The 16,818-nt window shown below is 60.9% G+C and carries 17 protein-coding genes; 7 read left to right on the plus strand and 10 right to left on the minus strand.

The window, feature by feature from the left end:
• Window positions 1-83: 83 nt before the first annotated feature.
• The gene (gene rsmA, locus K529_RS08675) at window positions 84-926 is read left to right on the plus strand and encodes a 16S rRNA (adenine(1518)-N(6)/adenine(1519)-N(6))-dimethyltransferase RsmA (protein ID WP_046002318.1); all 843 of its coding nucleotides are present in this window, start codon (window positions 84-86) and stop codon (window positions 924-926) included.
• 89 nt (window positions 927-1,015) lie between these two features.
• Here the strand turns inward: rsmA and K529_RS08680 are convergent, their stop codons facing one another.
• From K529_RS08680 to prfA, 3 genes are all read right to left on the minus strand, one after another.
• On the minus strand, window positions 1,016-1,660 hold the full coding sequence (locus K529_RS08680) for a DUF4167 domain-containing protein (RefSeq protein WP_046002319.1): 645 nt from the start codon (window positions 1,658-1,660) through the stop codon (window positions 1,016-1,018).
• Window positions 1,661-1,891: 231 nt separating this feature from the next.
• On the minus strand, window positions 1,892-2,728 hold the full coding sequence (prmC, locus tag K529_RS08685) for a peptide chain release factor N(5)-glutamine methyltransferase (RefSeq protein WP_046002320.1): 837 nt from the start codon (window positions 2,726-2,728) through the stop codon (window positions 1,892-1,894).
• Window positions 2,725-3,777, minus strand: coding sequence for a peptide chain release factor 1 (gene prfA / locus K529_RS08690; RefSeq protein WP_046002321.1), 1,053 nt, complete (start codon window positions 3,775-3,777; stop codon window positions 2,725-2,727). Before prfA ends, prmC begins: the two co-directional genes overlap by 4 nt.
• Window positions 3,778-3,849: 72 nt before the next feature.
• Between prfA and K529_RS08695 the strand changes: the two genes are divergently transcribed.
• Window positions 3,850-4,158 (plus strand): hypothetical protein, encoded by a 309-nt coding sequence (locus tag K529_RS08695; RefSeq protein WP_005637465.1) that lies wholly within the window; start codon window positions 3,850-3,852, stop codon window positions 4,156-4,158.
• A 103-nt stretch (window positions 4,159-4,261) separates the two neighbouring features.
• Here the strand turns inward: K529_RS08695 and speB (K529_RS08700) are convergent, their stop codons facing one another.
• From speB (K529_RS08700) to K529_RS08710, 3 genes are all read right to left on the minus strand, one after another.
• Window positions 4,262-5,209 carry an agmatinase gene (speB, locus tag K529_RS08700; RefSeq protein WP_005637462.1) on the minus strand — a complete coding sequence of 316 codons (948 nt, stop codon included), beginning with the start codon at window positions 5,207-5,209 and terminating at the stop codon, window positions 4,262-4,264.
• Window positions 5,206-6,171, minus strand: coding sequence for an agmatinase (speB, locus tag K529_RS08705; protein WP_005637459.1), 966 nt, complete (start codon window positions 6,169-6,171; stop codon window positions 5,206-5,208). The genes speB (K529_RS08700) and speB (K529_RS08705) overlap by 4 nt, the downstream gene beginning before the upstream one ends.
• An 89-nt stretch (window positions 6,172-6,260) precedes the next feature.
• Window positions 6,261-7,424: a M20 aminoacylase family protein gene (locus K529_RS08710; RefSeq protein ID WP_005637456.1), complete on the minus strand. Its 1,164-nt coding sequence runs from the start codon at window positions 7,422-7,424 to the stop codon at window positions 6,261-6,263.
• Window positions 7,425-7,487: 63 nt separating this feature from the next.
• Here K529_RS08710 and mazG point away from each other — a divergent pair, with 63 nt between their 5' ends.
• The 3 genes from mazG (at window position 7,488) to K529_RS08725 (ending at window position 9,823) form a co-directional block, all read left to right on the plus strand.
• Window positions 7,488-8,309, plus strand: coding sequence for a nucleoside triphosphate pyrophosphohydrolase (mazG, locus tag K529_RS08715; protein WP_040643039.1), 822 nt, complete (start codon window positions 7,488-7,490; stop codon window positions 8,307-8,309).
• 126 nt (window positions 8,310-8,435) lie between these two features.
• On the plus strand, window positions 8,436-9,377 hold the full coding sequence (locus K529_RS08720; RefSeq protein ID WP_005637451.1) for a nucleoside hydrolase: 942 nt from the start codon (window positions 8,436-8,438) through the stop codon (window positions 9,375-9,377).
• Entirely contained in the window at window positions 9,374-9,823 is a 450-nt protein-coding gene (locus tag K529_RS08725) for a GNAT family N-acetyltransferase (RefSeq protein ID WP_005637449.1), read from the plus strand. The genes K529_RS08720 and K529_RS08725 overlap by 4 nt, the downstream gene beginning before the upstream one ends.
• 74 nt (window positions 9,824-9,897) lie before the next feature.
• Here the strand turns inward: K529_RS08725 and K529_RS08730 are convergent, their stop codons facing one another.
• The gene (locus K529_RS08730) at window positions 9,898-10,509 is read right to left on the minus strand and encodes a GNAT family N-acetyltransferase (protein ID WP_040643038.1); all 612 of its coding nucleotides are present in this window, start codon (window positions 10,507-10,509) and stop codon (window positions 9,898-9,900) included.
• Window positions 10,510-10,642: 133 nt separating this feature from the next.
• A complete protein-coding gene (gene eno / locus K529_RS08735; RefSeq protein WP_005637443.1) occupies window positions 10,643-11,920 on the minus strand; it encodes a phosphopyruvate hydratase in 1,278 nt (425 codons plus the stop codon).
• 248 nt (window positions 11,921-12,168) lie between these two features.
• Between eno and K529_RS08740 the strand changes: the two genes are divergently transcribed.
• Window positions 12,169-13,407 carry an MFS transporter gene (locus K529_RS08740; RefSeq protein ID WP_046002322.1) on the plus strand — a complete coding sequence of 413 codons (1,239 nt, stop codon included), beginning with the start codon at window positions 12,169-12,171 and terminating at the stop codon, window positions 13,405-13,407.
• Between the two features lie 2 nt (window positions 13,408-13,409).
• Here K529_RS08740 and K529_RS08745 read toward each other — a convergent pair whose 3' ends face one another.
• On the minus strand, window positions 13,410-14,303 hold the full coding sequence (locus K529_RS08745; protein ID WP_040643441.1) for a DMT family transporter: 894 nt from the start codon (window positions 14,301-14,303) through the stop codon (window positions 13,410-13,412).
• Window positions 14,304-14,487: 184 nt separating this feature from the next.
• Entirely contained in the window at window positions 14,488-14,904 is a 417-nt protein-coding gene (locus K529_RS08750) for a Fur family transcriptional regulator (protein ID WP_005659005.1), read from the minus strand.
• Window positions 14,905-15,347: 443 nt separating this feature from the next.
• On the opposite strand from K529_RS08750, the gene K529_RS08760 reads away from it, so the two are divergent.
• On the plus strand, window positions 15,348-16,676 hold the full coding sequence (locus tag K529_RS08760; RefSeq protein ID WP_046002323.1) for a DEAD/DEAH box helicase: 1,329 nt from the start codon (window positions 15,348-15,350) through the stop codon (window positions 16,674-16,676).
• Window positions 16,677-16,818 lie beyond the last annotated feature (142 nt).

Below are 16,818 nucleotides of genomic sequence, written 5' to 3' on the forward strand. Positions count from 1 at the left end.
GCGCGCAGGGCATTTGCCCTGTGCTCCGTTTCACAACAAAAGCCGCTTTCCAGATCGGTATCGGCCCCTTATGAAGACGCATCATGAGCGCCATCGACAATCTCCCCCCGCTGCGTGAGGTCATCGCGACCCATCAGCTCTCGGCCCGCAAATCGCTGGGCCAGAACTTCCTTCTGGATCTGAACCTGACTGCGAAAATCGCGCGTCAGGCCGGAGATCTGACCGGCTGTGACGTGCTGGAAATCGGCCCCGGCCCCGGCGGCCTCACCCGAGGTTTGCTGAGCGAAGGCGCTCGCAAGGTGCTCGCCATTGAAAAAGACCAGCGCTGCCTGCCCGCGCTGGCAGAGATCGCCGATGCCCATCCGGGCCGCCTAGAGGTGATCAATGGCGATGCGTTGGAGATCGACCCGCTGGCGCATCTGACCCCCCCGATCCGGGTTGCGGCGAACCTGCCCTATAACGTCGGCACCGAACTTCTGGTGCGCTGGCTCACCCCAAAGGACTGGCCGCCCTTCTGGCAAAGCCTCACCTTGATGTTCCAGCGCGAAGTGGCAGAGCGTATCGTGGCGCAACCCGGCTCTAAAGCTTATGGGCGGCTTGCGATCCTTGCGCAGTGGCGCGCGGAGGCCAAGATCGCCCTGTCGCTGCCACCGGGGGCCTTTACGCCGCCGCCAAAAGTGTCCAGCGCCGTGGTCCATCTGACTGCCCTGCCAGAGCCGCGTTTCCCGGCCGATGCGGCCATCCTCAGCCGCGTGGTGGCTACCGCCTTCAACCAGCGCCGCAAGATGCTGCGCGCCTCGCTCAAAGGCGTCTCCCCCCAAATCGAGGATCACCTGAACGCCGCAGGCATCCCGCCTACAGAACGCGCAGAACAAGTCAGCCTAGAGGGGTTCTGTGCTCTCGCCCGCAGCCTCGCGCAGACCTGATTTCCCCGAGCGATCAAAAAACACTCAACACCGTAAAAAACCCCGCAGCCAGCGCTACGGGGTTTTCTTTCATCTCATGCAAAGCAGCCTTATTCGGCGGCTTCCTGCGGCTCATCCGGCTTTGGTTTGGGCTTTGCGCGGCTGCGCTTGGGCTTGGCCTCAGCCTCCGGTTTTGCCTCGCCGGTCTCTCCATCTTTGGGAGCTGCCGGTTTGCGGCTGCGCGGTTTGCGCGCCGGCGCTTTCTTGGCGGGTGCAGCCTCGGGATCGGCAGTCTTGCCTTCCGGTGTCTCCACCAGACCGCTGTCATCCTGCGGCACCTGAGGCGCGGCCTCGCGCGGGTCGGCGATCTCGGGCTGTGGCCCATCACCTGCAGCAACCTCGGCCGCTTCGCGCTCCTGACGCTCCAGACGCTCGGCGCGCTCACGGTCACGCTCAGCTTGGCGTTCGCGGTTCTGGCGTTCCTGCTCTTCGCGCTTGGATTCGATCTCGCGCTGCGCCTCGTTCAGCATACGCAGGTAATGTTCCGCGTGCTGCTGAAAATTCTCGGTTGCCACACGGTCATTTCCAAGCTGCGCATCGCGCGCCAGCTGGTTGTATTTATCGATGATTTGTTGCGGCGTTCCGCGAACCTTACCCTCGGGTCCAGAGCTGTCGAACACGCGGTTGACAACATTGGCCCCATTCGGGCGATTACGGTTCGACTTCGAACGCGAACGTGATTTTGACGATCTCATATGCCTAACGTCAGCCTTGGTTCTAATTGTCGAAGACCGCGTACCGCGCTTCCTGCGCATGGGCCTGCGAACGTTTTTGGGCTTGGCGTCGCCGAGAGGTCCGTTGACGTCCTCTTGCAACAGCGACACCTTGAGTAACCACGTTCCTCCGTCACAAACAAGGGGGGAACGTCGGTTTTTTGTCTCTTTTTGCATGGAGACTTCAAAATATAGCGCAATTGGGCCCTAAAGTCACGGATTTCGGCCCAAAACGACACGATCTCGACCATCGAGATCCGGCAGCACTGTCACCTCTACCAGACCCGCAGCCCGCATCATTTCGGCCACAGAGGCCCCTTGGGTTGGACCGATCTCAACCAGCACACGGCCTCCTTGCGCCAGATTTCGCCCAAGCCCCGCGCAAATCAGCCGATAAGCGCTTAGACCATCAGCCCCATCCGTCAGCGCCATTTGCGGCTCATGTTCGCGCACCTCTTCCGAGAGATCATCCATCTCGTTCAACGCGATATAGGGCGGGTTGGAGACGATCAGGTCAAACTGACCTTTGACGGCAGAGAACCAATCCGACTGGCGAATGTCAGCCCGTGCCTCGACCCGGTGCAACACCGCATTGGCGCTGGCCTGCAAGCAGGCAGCCTCGCTCAAGTCCACACCGAGGCCCAACGCGCCCTGCTGTTCCGCCAAAAGCGTCACCAGAATGCAGCCCGAACCCACACCAAGATCCAGCACCCGCTCGAATGGTTCTGATAGGGCAGCTTCGATCAGGGTCTCAGTTTCGGGGCGCGGATCCAGCACATCCGCCGAGACCTTAAATCGGCGCCCGTAGAAATCCCGCTCGCCGATCAGATGCGACACCGGCACCCGGATCGCCCGCAGGGAAATCAGCTGGTCATAGCGCTCTGCCACCTCGTGCGAGAGCTCTTCTGGTGCAATCAGCGTCACCCGCGCCGCCTCAATGCGCGCCGCATGGGCCAACAGCACCCGCGCGTCGCGCGCCGGATCATCCACCCCCGCCGCCCGAAGACGTGCGGTCGCAGCAACCATGGCTTGTGCGGCGGTGGTGGTCATTGCCCCATCTCCGCCAGCAGTTTCGCCTGATGTTCGGAGATCAGCGCATCGATGATCTCATCCAGATCTCCCCCCACGATCTGCTCCAGCTTATAAAGCGTGAGGTTGATCCGGTGATCCGACATGCGCCCCTGCGGGAAATTATAGGTGCGGATGCGTTCCGAACGATCCCCCGATCCCACCTGAGAGGCACGATCCGCCGAGCGTTCGCTGTCGATGCGCTGCCGCTCCAGATCATATAGCCGGGTTTTCAGCACCTGCATTGCGATCTCGCGGTTGCGGTGTTGGGATTTCTCAGAACTCGTCACCACCAGTCCGGTGGGAAGGTGCGTGATCCGCACCGCCGAGTCGGTGGTGTTCACGTGCTGCCCGCCCGCACCGGAAGAGCGCATGGTATCAATGCGCAGGTCATTGGTGTCGATCTTGATATCCACGTCCTCAGCCTCGGGCAGCACCGCCACTGTGGCCGCAGAGGTGTGAATGCGCCCGCCACTCTCGGTGACAGGCACCCGCTGGACACGGTGCACGCCGCTCTCATACTTGAGCCGCGCGAAGACACCATCGCCATTGATCCGCGCCACCAGTTCCTTGAGCCCGCCCAGTTCGGAGATCTGCTCTTCGATCACGTCGATCTTCCAGCCCTGCGCCTCGGCGTAGCGGCTGTACATGCGGTAAAGATCACCGGCAAACAGCGCCGCCTCATCGCCCCCGGTTCCGGGGCGGATCTCCAGGATCGCCGCACGGCTGTCGGCTTCGTCCTTGGGCAAGAGCGCCAGTTGCAGCGCATGCTCCGCCTCTGGCAGCGCCGCTTTCAGGGTGGGAATTTCTTCTTCTGCCAGCGCCTTCATGTCCGGATCGGCCAGCATTTCCTCAGCCTCGGTCAGATCGCTCAGCAGCTGGCGATAGGCGCTAATTTGCTCTGCAACCGGGCGCAGGTCGGAATATTCCTTGGCGAGTTTTGCAATGTCGCCGCCTGCCCCATCGGCCATTGCGGCCTCAAGGTACTGATAGCGTTGCAGGATCTGTTCCAGCCGGTCTTCGGGGATCATGTCGTGGCGTGTCTCGCTGTTGGGTGCGCCTCTTACTTTGGCGCGGGGCTTCACCTGTGATAGGCTAGAGCCATGAAACATGCCAGTGGTCTTGTCCGGTTTGCAGCCTGCGCCGCTCTTACGGCGGGGGCTGCTTTTGCGCCATTCGCGCGGGCCGATGTCACCGGCCCTGGCGGCAAAACCATCGATTGCTATTGCACCGACACCCAGGGCGGGCGCATTGAGCTCGGCGAAACCATCTGCCTGCAGGTGGATGGGCGCATGTTCATGGCCCAGTGCCAAATGTCGCTGAATGTGCCGATGTGGCGCAAGGTCGAGGATGGCTGTCTCTCGGCGGCAAACCGTTTCAGCCCGCTGCCCCAAACACTCCCGCGCCTTTAGGGTGCTGATCGCCGGGCGACAGCCCGGCGCCCGGCCCAACGGGAGCGGATCAGCAATGCTGATCTGGCGACGGGCGGGAGCATCCCCCCGCCAAGGTCTGCCATTACTCGGATGCGCGTTGCGGCAGGATACACAAAAGCTCGTAGATCAGGTTGGCCGCCACCAATGCGGTATTGCCCGACGAGTCATAGGGCGGCGACACTTCCACCAGATCGCAGCCCACCACATTCAGCCCCTTAAAGGCCCGGATCAGCTCCAGCGCCTGCATAGTGGTCAGCCCGCCGATTTCCGGCGTGCCGGTGCCCGGCGCAAAGGCCGGATCAAGGCTGTCGATATCATAGGAAATATAGACCGGACGCGCGCCAATATCGCGGCGAATTTCCGCGCCCATATTGTGCAGCGAACGGTTCCACAGCTCGGACGCAAGGAAATGCTGAAAGCCCCAGCCCTGTGGTTCCTTGAAATCATCCGGCCCATAGCCGGTGCCCCGCAGACCGATCTGATAGACCTTGTCGGCCTCCAGAAGCCCCTCCTCATAGGCGCGGCGGAACACCGTGCCATGGGTTTCCTTCTCGCCGAACATCTCGTCATTGACGTCTGCGTGGGCATCCACATGGATCACCGCGACGGGGCCGTGTTTGCGCGCAATCGCCCGCAGGATCGGCAGGGTGATCGAATGATCTCCCCCCATCGCCAGCGGCATCACCCCAGAGGCGAGGATCGCATCATAGCTTTCCTCGATGATGCGCAAGGAGTCCGCAAGGTTGAAGGTGTTGATCGCCAGATCGCCGATATCCGCGATATTGAGGGTCTCAAAGGGCGCAGCACCCGTGGTCATATTGTAGGGGCGGATCATCGCGCTTTCGGCGCGGATCTGTTTGGGGCCAAACCGGGTGCCGGACCGCCAGGATGTGCCAATATCCATTGGCACGCCCAGAATGGCCACATCCAGCCCCTCCAGCGAGGTGGCCTGCGGCAGTCGCATAAACGTCCCCGGCCCGGAAAACCGTGCCAGATCATTGCCGCTGATGGGTTGATTGAACTCGCTCATCGTCCTGTCATCCTCCAGCCCAGAAGGCAGATAATACTCATGGCCACATGGGCGCCCGCGATCGCAGTGGCGCCGGTGGTGTCAAAGGGCGGAGAAACCTCGACGATATCGCCGCCCACAATGTTGATGCCGCGCAGGCCCTTCAGGATCGCCTCTGCCTGCGCCGTGGTCAGCCCGCCCCAGACCGGTGTGCCGGTGCCCGGCGCATAGGCCGGATCAAGGCAGTCGATGTCAAAGGTCAGATAGACCGGCCGGTCGCCCAGAACCTCGCGGATGCGGCGCGCGGTCTCAAAGGGGCCGATCTCATGCACGGTGGGCGCGTCGATGGTCGGCACGCCGAGATTGTCCTCATTGGTGGTGCGAATACCCACCTGCACCGAGGTCGCGGGATCAATGATGCCGGATTTCACCGCCTTGTAGAACATGGTGCCATGATCGACGCGGCTGAAATCATCATCGGCCCAGGTGTCGCTGTGGGCATCGAAATGCAACAGCGACACCGGCCCGTATTTCTCGGCATAGGCCTTGAGGATCGGAAAGCTCACGTAGTGGTCGCCGCCAATCGCTACCGAAGCGGTCTCCGTCGCCAGAATGCCCCGGATATGGTCCGTCAGCGTGTCGGGAAAGGTCGGAACATTGGCATAATCGAATGCCAGATCGCCATAATCCACAATCGCCAGTTCGCTTGCAGGACATATGTCCCACCCATAAGGCGCATCCGGGCTTTGCAGGGCCGAGGCCTCACGCACCGCACGCGGACCAAGCCGGGTGCCGGGCCGGTTGGTCACCGCCTGATCAAACGGGATGCCCGTGACCGCGATATCCGCATGGGTCAGATCCTTGCTGTAGCGCCGTCGCAGAAACGATGTTGCCCCGCCAAAGGTGTTCTCAAAGCTGAGACCCTTAAGATCCTCGCGGGTAAAGGCTTGATCGACCTGTGTTTTTGCGTCTTCCAGCGCCATGTCGGACTGCTCCCTGTTCTCGGGTTATGCTCACGTCCTAGCCAATGCAGGCGGGCTTGTCATCCGAAAGCCCGCCGCCGATTGCGATTTCACGCCAAAGGCTGTGCTTTCTCCACCAGACGGGCAAAGAACGATGCCCCGACCGGAGAGATCTCATCGTTGAAATCATATTCCGGGTGATGCAGCCCGGCGGTGTCGCCTTGACCGAGGAACAGATAAGCCCCGGGACGGGCTTGCAGCATATATGAGAAATCCTCCGCCCCCATCTCGCGGCCCGCATCCCCCTGCACATTGGCATCGCCAGAGATTTCGCGCGCAATATCGATAGCAAAGGCCGCCTTTTCCGCATCATTGATGGTGGCGGGATACCCAACCGCATAATCAAGCTCTGCGTCCACTCCGTAAGCCACCGCACAGCCCTTCACGATCTCATCAAAACGCGCCATCACCATGCGCTGCACCTCCGGATTGAAGGTGCGCACCGTGCCGTTGATATAGGCGGTTTCCGGGATCACATTGTCGACGGTGCCAGTGTGGATCTGAGTGACGGAAATCACCAGATCCTCGGTCGCATGATGGTTGCGGCTGACAATGGTCTGGATCGCTTGTGCGATGCCACAGGCGGCCATCACCGGATCACGGGTCTCATGCGGCATTGCACCATGGCCGCCCAGCCCTTTGATGTTGATGGTAAACTCATCCACCGCCGCCATCAGCGCGCCCGGCGTGGTGACAAAATGGCCAACCGGTAGCCCCGGCGCATTGTGCAGCGCGTAGACTTCCTTGATGTCAAAGCGCTCCATCACGCCTTCCTCGACCATGATCTGCGCGCCACCGATCACCTCTTCGGCGGGCTGGAACAACAGCGCCACGCGGCCCTTGAAATTGCGCGTCTCAGCCAGATATTTCGCCGCGCCGAGCAGCATCGTGGTGTGCCCGTCATGGCCGCAGGCATGCATTTTACCCGGTTCGCGGGACTTGTAGTCCAAATCGCGCACCTCGGTGATTGGCAGCGCGTCCATATCCGCACGCAGGCCAAGGGTCGGCCCCTCGCCCTGACCTTTGATGATGGCCACGATCCCGTTCTGCGCGATCCCGCCGTGGATCTCATCAACGCCCAATGTCTCAAGGATCTCAGTCACATATGCGGCGGTCTTTACGGTGTCCAATCCCAGTTCAGGGATCTGGTGAAGATGGCGTCGCCAGGTCTTCATGTCTTCGGCATAATCGGCGATGCGGTTCACGACCGGCATGGGGTGGACTCCTGTCAAATAGTCGGGATGATGCAGCAGAACACGAAATCCCGGGCAGGTGCAATGAGCGACGACAGGTTGATCCACGATGAAAACGCAGGAATCGAACGGCTCTTGGAAATCATGCGTCGCCTGCGCGATCCCAAAACCGGCTGCCCGTGGGATATCGAACAAAGCTTTGCCAGTATCGCGCCCTACACCATCGAAGAGGCCTATGAGGTCGCCGACGCCATTGAGCGCGAAAAATGGGACGAGTTGAAAGGCGAGTTGGGCGATCTTCTGTTCCAATCGGTCTTTCACGCGCAGATGGCCGAGGAAGCCGGGCATTTCACCTTTCAGGACGTGGTCACCACTATGTCCAACAAGATGGTCTCGCGCCATCCACATGTGTTTGGTGACGAGAGCCGCGATAAATCCGCCGACCAGCAAACGCAGGATTGGGAGACGATCAAGGCCGCCGAACGCGCTGCCAAGGCAGAGACCGGCGCGCTGGATGGTGTTGCTGTGGGGCTGCCCGCCTTACTGCGGGCCTACAAGCTACAGAAACGCGCCGCACGTGTGGGGTTTGACTGGCCCTCCGCCCACAACGTGCTGGCCAAGATCGCCGAAGAATCTGCCGAGTTGGTCGAAGCTCAAGAGCGCCTCACTCAGGATGAAGTCGAAGAAGAGTTTGGCGACCTTTTGTTCGTGATGGCCAATCTGGGCCGTCACCTCGGCGTTGAACCCGAAGCCGCCCTGCGCCGCACCAACGCCAAATTCACGCGTCGTTTCAAGGGTGTAGAAGCCAAACTTGCCGCCCGAGGCAAGCGCGCAGAGGACAGTGATTTGGACGAGATGGACGCGCTATGGAACGACGTAAAAGCTGAGGAAAAAGCCCGCAGCTAACCCGCCCGCCCGGCCTCTGACGCCGGAGCTTTGATCATTTGTTGTGCGCTTGCACTCAAAACGCATAGCCGTGCAATGCACAGACCCCGGTTTGTCACCGCCCACTTACCCCGATGGAGCCCCCCAATGCCCCCCCGCAAAATTATCATCGACACGGACCCGGGACAGGACGATGCGGTCGCAATCCTGCTGGCTTTGGGCTCTCCCGAAGACATTGATCTGCTCGGGATCACCACGGTCGCCGGAAATGTGCCGCTGGCCCTGACGCAAAAGAACGCCCGCATCACCTGCGAAGTTGCAGGACGGCCAGAGATCAAAGTGTTCGCAGGCTGCGATGCCCCGCTGGAGCGCCCCCTCGTCACCGCCGAACATGTCCACGGCGGCACCGGCCTCGACGGGCCGGATCTGTTTGAGCCCGCTATGGCGTTGCAGGACCAGCACGGCGTCGAGTTTATCATCGACACCCTGCGTGCAGAGGCCCCGGGCACCGTGACGCTCTGTCCTCTCGGCCCGCTCACCAATATTGGCGCGGCTTTTCGCAAAGCTCCCGATATCATTGATCGCGTTCAGGAAATCGTCCTGATGGGAGGCGCTTATTTCGAGGTCGGCAATATAACCCCGGCCGCAGAATTCAACATCTACGTCGATCCCGAAGCCGCCCGGGACGTCCTCGCCTCGGGCGTCAAGATCACCATGATGCCGCTTGATGTCACTCACAAGGCGCTGACCTCGCGGGCAAGGGTTCAGGCCTTTCGCGACCTTGGCAGCCGCGTCGGCAACTTCACCGCAGATATGCTTGATTTCTTTGAACGATTTGACGTTGAGAAATACGGCTCCGAAGGTGGCCCGCTGCATGACCCTTGTGTGATTGCCTACCTGATCCAACCAGAGCTGTTCTCCGGCCGCCACATCAACGTCGAGATTGAGACCGCCTCTCCCCTGACCCTCGGGATGACAGTTGCCGACTGGTGGAGCGTCACGGACCGCCCAGCCAACGCGCTGTTCATCGGCGATGTCGATGCAGACGGTTTTTTTGCCCTGCTGACCGAACGGCTGGGCCGACTATGAGTGCCTCTCTGCATCTCGCCCGCCCCGAAGATCTGGAAAAACTGCTCACCTTGGTGCAGGGGTTTCACGCCGAAGAAGGCATCGACAGCACGGATGAGCAACGGCGCGGCGCGCTGCTGCCGCTCCTCGAAGGGATCCCCTATGGCGCAATCTACCTGATCGGCCCGGTGCGTGCGCCTATCGGCTACATCATTGTGACCTTCACGTGGTCGGTGGAGTTTGGCGGCCTCGATGGGATGATTGATGAGTTCTTCATTCGCCCCGCCGTGCGCGGACGCGGCATCGCCACCGAGGTGCTTCACGCCCTGCCCCGCACCCTTGCAGAGGCGGGCGTGCGCGCCCTGCACCTTGAGGTTGATCGCGACAATGAACCCGCAATCAAGCTCTACACCCGCGCCCGCTTCAGCGCCCGCGAGCGGTACATTCTCATGAGCCGCGCGCTCTGATCAACGCCGCCGTCTTTTCAGCTTTTAATAAATATCTCGGGGAGCGCGAGGGGCTGGCCCCTCGCACCCTCACCTCACCCCTTGATCAGAGGGATATGCGGGGCGCGCCCCTCCGGGATCAGACCTGAAACCCGTGGATCATCCGCAATTTCAACAGCGCGCCCGTAAGGCACAAACCCCGAGCGCGTATAAAACCCCAGCGCCTGCGGACTGTCGAGCGTACAAGTATGCACAAAGAAGCGGTTGATATCGCGGGAAAATGCACGCGCAATGGCATGTTCCATCAGCCAGCGCCCCACGCCGCCACCGATCAGATCTGCGGACAGGCCAAAGAACGACAATTCACAATCCCCGTTCGCCATCCACTCCAGTTCCAACAGGCCCAGATCCTCGCCCTGTTTTTGCACCGACCAAACCTCGACCGCATCCGATTTCAGATGCGCCGCAAGGTCCGCCTCCTCACAAAGCAGGCGTGAAAACCACAGGTAATCCTCCCCCACAAGACGGTAGAGCCCACGATACCACGCCACAGAAGGCGCATCATGCAACGCCAATGTCAGTTCCGGCTGCGGCGCGCACTTACGCGGCTTTGGGCGTGCTTTCATCTCCAGATAGGTCACAACAGAGGCCAGCTTTCCCGCGGGCAGATCGGTGATGCCATCCGGCAAGGTTGGGGCAAATGTCATAGCGCGCATCCGGGCATTTTGTATCCAATCACCCCATGACTAAGGCGCTGCCTTCGCTTGCACAACCCCTGTGCCAAACGCAAAACGCCCCGGATCGCTCCGGGGCGCCTGCCATCAAAGAAGTGCGTAAAAATTAGCCCTTGAGGATCGAATGCCCCGCGTATTCCGCAATCTCGCCCAGAGTTTCCTCGATACGGATGAGCTGGTTGTATTTCGCGAGCCGGTCAGAACGCGCCAGCGAGCCGGTTTTGATCTGACCGCAGTTGGTTGCCACGGCGAGGTCAGCGATGGTGGCGTCCTCGGTCTCGCCAGAGCGGTGCGACATCACATTGGTATAGCGCGCGCGATGCGCCATATCGACCGCTTGCAGGGTCTCGGTGAGCGAGCCGATCTGGTTCACCTTCACCAGCATGGAGTTGGCACAGCCGCGCTCGATGCCTTCTGCCAGACGCACCGGGTTGGTCACGAACAGATCGTCGCCCACCAGCTGCACCTTATCGCCGATCTGGTCGGTCAACGCCTTCCAGCCGTCCCAGTCATCCTCGGACATGCCGTCCTCGATCGAGATGATCGGGTAGTCATTGACCAGAGCGGCCAGGTAGGCGGCGTTTTCTTCCGAGGTCAGGGTCTTGCCTTCACCGGACAGGACATATTTGCCGTCTTTGTAGTACTCAGTCGCTGCACAATCGAGTGCGAGGTAGATCTCCTCGCCGGGCTTATAACCCGCCTTCTCGATGGACTTCAGAATGAAATCAAGCGCTTCACGGGTGGAGGCAATGTTGGGGGCAAAGCCACCCTCGTCGCCGATCCCGGTGGACAGGCCCGCCGCCGACAGCTCTTTTTTCAGGGTGTGGAACACTTCAGAGCCCATGCGGACCGCGTCGCGGATGTTTTCCGCAGCCACCGGCATGATCATGAATTCCTGAATGTCGATGGGGTTGTCCGCGTGCTCGCCGCCGTTGATGATGTTCATCATCGGCACCGGCAGAACCCGTGCCGCCGCGCCGCCGACATAGCGATAGAGCGGCTGGGTGGTGAAATCCGCCGCCGCCTTGGCCACCGCCAGCGACACGCCGAGGATGGCGTTTGCGCCCAGACGGCTCTTGTTGTCGGTGCCGTCGAGTTCGATCATCGCGCGGTCTATGGAGACCTGTTCGGTCGCATCAAAGCCCACCAGCTCATCGGCGATCTCGCCATTGACGGCTGCAACCGCCTCAAGCACGCCCTTGCCCAAATAACGGGACGTGTCTCCGTCGCGCTTTTCCACTGCCTCATAGGCACCGGTCGATGCGCCAGACGGCACCGCCGCACGGCCCATGGTGCCGTCTTCGAGAACGACGTCGACTTCGACGGTGGGGTTGCCCCGGCTGTCGAGGATCTCGCGGGCGTGAATGTCGATAATGGTGCTCATCGCAAATGGTCCCTCACTGTGACACGATTTGCCCCCGGTCATAGCAAGCCGGTGTAAAAAGTAAACCGGAGGCGTTATCGCTAACGGTCGTTATTCGAGAGGTTTAACCCTAACATTGGGAAATTTTCTCCACTGCCCTCGCTCCCCCCTCCTCGCGCCGCGACAAAAATGACGCGGCAGCGGCGTGAAGCATCACGATGGTAGCGCTCACCCTTGCGTGCAATTCTTAACAGATCAAGCATACGCGCATGTCCAAACCCGTCCGATTCCACGAATTTCTCCTCAGCAACGCCCCCTACCTGTCGGCGGGTGTGCTGCTGACCTTTCTGTCGAGCTTTGGGCAGACCTTTTTCATCTCGGTCTTTGCCGGGCAGATCCAGACGGAGTTTGGTCTCAGCCATGCGGGCTGGGGCGGGCTTTATATGGTGGGGACCACGGCCTCGGCTCTGTTGATGGTGGCGGCGGGGGGCCTCTCGGATATTCTGCGGGTGCGTCAGCTCGGTGCCCTCGTGCTCTGTGGGCTGGCGGCAGCCTGCGTGTTGATGGCGCTCAATCACAGCTACTGGGTCTTGCCGCTGTCGATATTCGCGCTGCGGTTCTTTGGTCAGGGCATGAGCACCCATCTGGCGATCGTCGCCATGGCGCGATGGTTTGTCGCCACGCGCGGACGGGCGCTGTCGATTGCGGCCCTTGGCGTATCGCTCGGCCAGGCCCTCTTGCCGCTGATCTTTGTGGCACTGATGACGATACTGGACTGGCGCACGCTCTGGCTGGTCAGCGCTGCCATTTGCCTGATCGGCGCGCCCGTGTTGGTGCGGCTGCTCTCACAGGAACGCACGCCGCAATCCTCCTCGGAGGATGTCAGCAGCACTGGCATGGACAACCGCCACTGGACCCGCTGGGAGGCCCTGCGCTCGCCAGTGTTCTGGTTGATGGTGCCGTCCATTCTGGGACCTGCGGCCTTCACAACGGCATTCTTCTTTCACCAGCTCCATTTTGCCACAACCAAAGGCTGGACCCTGTTGGAACTGGTGGCGTATTTCCCCTTTTTCACCGTGATGTCGGTCGTTTCCATGCTGGTGGCGGGTTGGGCGCTGGACCGCTGGGGCGCCACACGGCTGATGCCGCTCTATCAGCTACCCCTGGTTGCGGCCTTCGTCATCTTTGCCACCGTCTCCAGCGGCGTGGGCATGGCTGCGGGGTTCCTCTGCATGGCGGCCTCGGTCGGGGCGCATTCGGTGCTGCCCAGCTCGTTCTGGGCCGAAGTTTTCGGCACCCGTAGCATCGGCGCGATCAAGTCACTGGTGATGGCAGTCATGGTCTTTGGCACCGCCGTCGGGCCGGGCCTGACCGGGCTGCTGATCGACCTTGGCATCAATTTCGACAAGCAAGGCTATGGGATCGCGGTGTATTTCCTGCTCACCACTCTCTGTATGGTGTTCGGTGTTGCAACCGCGCGCGGGCGGCTAACAGCCGCCACCGCCTGAGGTCAGGCGGGCTGTACCGCCATCCGCGCGGCCCGACGGGCCAGACGCCGTTCACGCACAAAGGTATAAAGCCCGGTGGCAATGATCAGCGCCGATCCCAGCAGCGTCATCGCATCGGGGCGCTCGGAAAACACAATCGCGCCGCCAATCATTGAAAACACCAAACGTGAGTAGCGAAACGGTGTGATGACCGCCGCGTCGGCAATCCGCGTCGCGGTGACGATCCCATAATAAGCCACCACTCCAAAGATCGTGCCCCCTGCGAGCATCCCCCACTCAAAAGAGGTCGGCGCAACCATTGTCTGTGGTGTCAACAACAGCATCGCTCCGCCCGCGACGACAACCGCAAGATAGGCCTGAACGCTCACGACAGAAGACGGAATGCTTGCGGGCATCCGGCGGGTCATCAGATCACGCGCCGCCACACAAAGCACTGAAATCAGCACCAACAGCGCGTTGGGCTCGAACCCTGCCAATCCCGGACGGATAATGATCAAAACACCGATAAAGCCCACAAAGATCGCGCTCCAGCGGCGCCAGCCCACTTGTTCCCCCAGAAACAAGGCCGCACCCATGGTGATCGCCAACGGCGTCGCCTGAAACACCGCCGCCACCACTGAGATGTCGACCAAGGCCAGCGCGGTGGCAAAGCTCATCGCAGCGCCTCCTTCTGCCAAGGCGCGCAACACAGGCATCGGCTGCCATGCGTCGCGGCTCCAGAGGCTCTGTTTTTGCAGACGCAATGCGACAAAGAACACAACACCCGCGCCAAGACCGATGAACAAAAGGATCTGGCCCACAGCGAGGCTGCCGGAGAGTTGCTTGATGAACAGATCCTCGATGGTAAAGCCAACCATCGCGATCAGCAGCAGCACAATACCTTTGACATTATCCATGGGGCGCGCGTCCTTGGCGAAAGCTCGGAAATTTTGCCAGCCATCGCGCGATGCGACCGCATGACGCAAGGCCCAAATCATGCCCGCATCAGCAGAAGTTGTGACGCCATGCATTCACATCGCTGATAGGTCATCCACCGGCGCGATATGGATAGTTGTGGAGATAAAGCCAGTCTGACGCGGTTCAGCCGTTCTTTTTGAGTGGCACGCCATAGAGTTCGAGCTTGTGCCCCTTGAGCTGATAACCCAGCTTTTGGGCGATTTTTTCCTGCAGTTCCTCGATTTCCGGGTCGCAGAATTCGATCACCTCACCGCTGTTGAGATCAATCAGATGGTCATGATGATCGCGATCTGCATCCTCATAGCGCGCACGCCCATCGCCGAACTCAAGCCGTTCAAGAATGCCTGATTCTTCAAAAAGTTTGACGGTGCGATAGACCGTCGCCAAAGAAATACCGGAATCCTGCGCATTTGCGCGGGCATGCAATTCTTCCACATCCGGGTGGTCATCGCTTTCCTGCAGGACGCGGGCAATGGTGCGCCGCGGGCCGGTCATACGCAGGCCGCGGGCCTCGCAGCGGGAGATAATCGTATCTGTCATGCCTGTTACGTCCCTGTCGTTCACTGCGGGGTCCCTTGCTTGGCGCTTCTTTTTAGCGAATGCAAGCCACATCGCAAACAGGCAACTTGCCGCTCCCACCATTGACATTTGTGCCGCGCCACGCCATTTGCGCCTCAGGCACACCCTCTGCCGCGTGAGCAGAGATCCGCAGCGCCGCCAACCCGTCAATGGTTTGGCCCGCCCCTGCCCCCTTGCACTTGCTGATGTCAGCAGGCGTTGAATGGGCAGTTTGCAACGGATCTTGTCGGGGATGCCATGGTTCCAAGATCACGCGTGGGGCTAGTTGCGGCAGATCGACCGAACGGCATGCGGCCGTCTGGGTCTGAGGTCTCCGCCCCACTGAATGATCGGGAGGTACGGCTGAACGCCTGCCCCCGAAACGGCTGTGCGCCTGCGGGCGGCAACCGTTGAGAGGACTTTGAATGACTGAATTTTCCACAATGGATCTGCCCAAGCACCTGCACACCCGCATGGAAGCCATGGGCTTTAACACTCCCACCCCCATTCAGGCGCGCGCGATTCCGCATGCCCTGAACGGTCAGGATGTGCTGGGTCTCGCCCAGACCGGCACCGGCAAAACTGCGGCCTTTGGTGTGCCGCTGGTGGCGCAGATGCTGGAATATGGCCAAAAGCCCGCCGCCGGGACCGTGCGCGGTTTGATCCTTGCCCCGACGCGCGAGCTTGCGAACCAGATCGCCGAAACCCTCAAGGGTCTCACCGAAGGCAGTCCGCTCAAGACCGGGCTGGTGGTTGGCGGTGTCTCCATCAATCCGCAGATCAACCGCCTGTCCCGTGGCACCGACATTCTGGTCGCCACGCCCGGACGTCTCTTGGATATTCTCGACCGCAAGGCGCTGGATCTGGGATCTTGTGACTTTCTGGTTCTGGACGAGGCTGACCAGATGCTGGATCTCGGCTTTATCCACGCCCTGCGCAAGATCGCAGCACTTCTGCCCGAAAAGCGCCAGACCATGCTGTTCTCGGCTACAATGCCCAAGCAGATGAACGAGATCGCAAATGCCTATCTCAAGAGCCCCGTGCGCATTGAGGTGACCCCTCCGGGCAAGCCCGCCGCCAAAGTGACCCAGTCCGTGCATTTCATTGCCAAGGCAGAGAAACTCAGCCTTCTGAAGGAGTTGCTGGCCAAACATGATGGCGAGCGTACGCTGGTCTTTGGCCGCACCAAACACGGCATGGAAAAGCTGATGAAGGTGCTGGACAAGGCAGGCTTCAAGGCCGCCGCGATCCACGGCAACAAAAGTCAGGGCCAGCGCGAACGGGCGTTGAAGGCGTTCAAATCTGGCGAGATCACCGTTCTGGTGGCCACCGATGTGGCGGCGCGCGGGCTGGATATTCCAGATGTGAAATACGTCTATAACTACGAGCTGCCCAATGTGCCGGATGCCTATGTGCACCGGATCGGCCGCACCGCGCGTGCGGGCAAGGATGGTCAGGCCGTGGCCTTCTGTGCCCCCGATGAGATCGGCGATCTGAAAGCGATCCAGAAAACCATGGGTATCACCATTCCCGTGGCCTCTGGCCGCGCCTGGGAAGAACTGCCCGATCCGGCCGCGAAACCCGCGCGTGGTGGCGGACGTGGTCGCCCCGGTGGCGGTGGTGGCCGTGGCAAAGGCAGCGGCAAGCCCGGTGGCGGGCGACGTCGCTTTGGCGGTGGCAAACCCGAAGGGCAGCCCGGTGGTGGCGAAGCCCGGAACTCCGCTGGCGGTGGCGGGCGGCGGCGCAAATCTTGAACGAAGCGCCCTTTCGAACAGCGCGTCTACGACTCGCAAGCTCAAGATCCATGGATCTTGAGCCTCCCTCCCGGGCGTTCTCCCGCCCCTTTCATAGGCGCTAAAGCGCCAACAAAAGCGAGGGGGCGCAAAGCCTCTTGCC

This window comes from Tritonibacter mobilis F1926, assembly GCF_000376545.2.
GTDB classification, from domain to species: Bacteria; Pseudomonadota; Alphaproteobacteria; order Rhodobacterales; family Rhodobacteraceae; genus Epibacterium; species Epibacterium mobile.

Bases quoted from the DNA above. Each gene is read 5' to 3' on its own strand.
- K529_RS08760 (WP_046002323.1), top strand. From the start codon at position 15,348: ATGACTGAATTTTCCACAATGGATCTGCCCAAGCACCTGCACACCCGC.
- speB (WP_005637462.1), bottom strand. From the start codon at position 5,209: ATGAGCGAGTTCAATCAACCCATCAGCGGCAATGATCTGGCACGGTTT.
- K529_RS08725 (WP_005637449.1), top strand. From the start codon at position 9,374: ATGAGTGCCTCTCTGCATCTCGCCCGCCCCGAAGATCTGGAAAAACTG.
- K529_RS08730 (WP_040643038.1), bottom strand. From the start codon at position 10,509: ATGACATTTGCCCCAACCTTGCCGGATGGCATCACCGATCTGCCCGCG.
- eno (WP_005637443.1), bottom strand. From the start codon at position 11,920: ATGAGCACCATTATCGACATTCACGCCCGCGAGATCCTCGACAGCCGG.
- K529_RS08695 (WP_005637465.1), top strand. From the start codon at position 3,850: ATGAAACATGCCAGTGGTCTTGTCCGGTTTGCAGCCTGCGCCGCTCTT.
- speB (WP_005637459.1), bottom strand. From the start codon at position 6,171: ATGGCGCTGGAAGACGCAAAAACACAGGTCGATCAAGCCTTTACCCGC.
- mazG (WP_040643039.1), top strand. From the start codon at position 7,488: ATGAGCGACGACAGGTTGATCCACGATGAAAACGCAGGAATCGAACGG.
- prfA (WP_046002321.1), bottom strand. From the start codon at position 3,777: ATGATCCCCGAAGACCGGCTGGAACAGATCCTGCAACGCTATCAGTAC.
- prmC (WP_046002320.1), bottom strand. From the start codon at position 2,728: ATGACCACCACCGCCGCACAAGCCATGGTTGCTGCGACCGCACGTCTT.
- K529_RS08745 (WP_040643441.1), bottom strand. From the start codon at position 14,303: ATGGATAATGTCAAAGGTATTGTGCTGCTGCTGATCGCGATGGTTGGC.
- K529_RS08710 (WP_005637456.1), bottom strand. From the start codon at position 7,424: ATGCCGGTCGTGAACCGCATCGCCGATTATGCCGAAGACATGAAGACC.
- K529_RS08740 (WP_046002322.1), top strand. From the start codon at position 12,169: ATGTCCAAACCCGTCCGATTCCACGAATTTCTCCTCAGCAACGCCCCC.
- rsmA (WP_046002318.1), top strand. From the start codon at position 84: ATGAGCGCCATCGACAATCTCCCCCCGCTGCGTGAGGTCATCGCGACC.
- K529_RS08720 (WP_005637451.1), top strand. From the start codon at position 8,436: ATGCCCCCCCGCAAAATTATCATCGACACGGACCCGGGACAGGACGAT.
- K529_RS08750 (WP_005659005.1), bottom strand. From the start codon at position 14,904: ATGACAGATACGATTATCTCCCGCTGCGAGGCCCGCGGCCTGCGTATG.
- K529_RS08680 (WP_046002319.1), bottom strand. From the start codon at position 1,660: ATGAGATCGTCAAAATCACGTTCGCGTTCGAAGTCGAACCGTAATCGC.